1 protein-coding gene is annotated in these 1,411 nt (G+C 37.3%); it reads left to right on the top strand.

The window, feature by feature from the left end; genetic code table 11:
- Positions 1 to 1,331, top strand: a 1,331-nt coding sequence (locus F6K53_RS42555; RefSeq protein WP_293086588.1) for a WD40 repeat domain-containing protein, incomplete at its 5' end; no start/stop codon positions are given.
- Positions 1,332 to 1,411 lie beyond the last annotated feature (80 nt).

The raw sequence follows: 1,411 nt of genomic DNA, 5'->3' as shown, positions 1-1,411 counted from the left end.
TTCTCAGTGAGGATGGTAGTCTAAACATTTCTCAAATAAACTCCTGTAAAGATAGCGTAACGATTCCATTAGATAGAGAGATTGATATTGTCCGTTTTGTGGACACGGAAACAGTGATTTTAGGAAGTAAATCCGGAATCATAGAACTCTGGTATTGGCCAAATAAAAAACTAAAAACTTTCAGTAAAGCTCACGATAAAAGTATTTATGATATCAAGGTCAATCCAGTTAATAAAAAAATATTCGCATCGGCTAGCCAAGATGGAACAGTAAAACTTTGGCAGCTTGATGATAAAGAAGTGAAAAACATAACAACTATCCAAGGTCATAAGGGGGATGTTTCAACAATTAGTTTCAGTAAAAGCGGCAAGTTAATTGCCTCGGGAGGTAAAGATGGAACGATTAGAATTTGGGAAATAAATCCGGTGATTTCTCCGATCATGCTCCAGGGAAGGGAAGTCAGTTTCAGTCCGGATGGTAAAATCTTGGCTTCAGGAGGTAAATATGGAAATTTATACCTCTGGCAAAGAAAGGGAATGACGTATATACCCTATAAAAAAATTCCAGCTCATGGGGATAAAGTTATGGCATTAAGCTTCAGAGGGGACGGTAAAATGATTGCCTCAGCTAGTAAAGACACTACAATAAAACTCTGGGAGCCACATGGGAAAAAAATTGATACACTCAACCATCATAAAAATCTGGTTTCAGATGTCAGCTTTAGCCCCAAAGGTGACGTGATAGCCTCAGCTAGTGCTGATCACACAGTAAAACTTTGGAATTTAAATAAAAGAAATAAGCCACCCTTAACTTTTAAAAAACATCGTGCTAGAGTAAATAGTGTAAGTTTTAGTCCTGATGGTAATATCATTGCCTCGGCAGATACTGCTGGAAAAGTGATACTATGGAATAGTGATGGTAAAGTAATATGCGAAAAAAATCACCATAGTAGTTCAGTGACAAATGTCAGTTTTAGTCCTAAAGGCAAGCTAATTGCCTTAGCTAATTCTCGCTTAAATACTGGCGGAGAGCTCATAATTGGGCTTTGGGGATCAAATGGTAAATGTAAATTATTCGAACGATATATTAAAGCTGGTAAAAAGGGACTCCATGCAGTAAAATTTAGCTCTGATGGTAAAACCTTAGCTTCAGGAGGGGCGGATGGGAAAGTGAAACTATGGAGTTTAAATGGTGAAATGTTGCACGTATTTAACCCCTTTCAAGGAGAATCAAGGTCTAGACCTATATCTGATGTCAGTTTTAGTCCTAGAAATAAAATGATTGCTGCGGCTGATTCTGACAATAACGTCATGGTCTGGACTATAGATTAATAACACTAGCTAAACGTTAGTTGTAATTGGCTATAGGACTACCTTGAAATTGAAAATGAGGGTAATGCTAAGAGCAATAA

It is taken from the genome of Moorena sp. SIO4A1 (assembly GCF_010672065.1).
Lineage (GTDB): Bacteria > Cyanobacteriota > Cyanobacteriia > Cyanobacteriales > Coleofasciculaceae > Moorena.
This window is presented reverse-complemented; position numbering and strand designations above follow the sequence as displayed.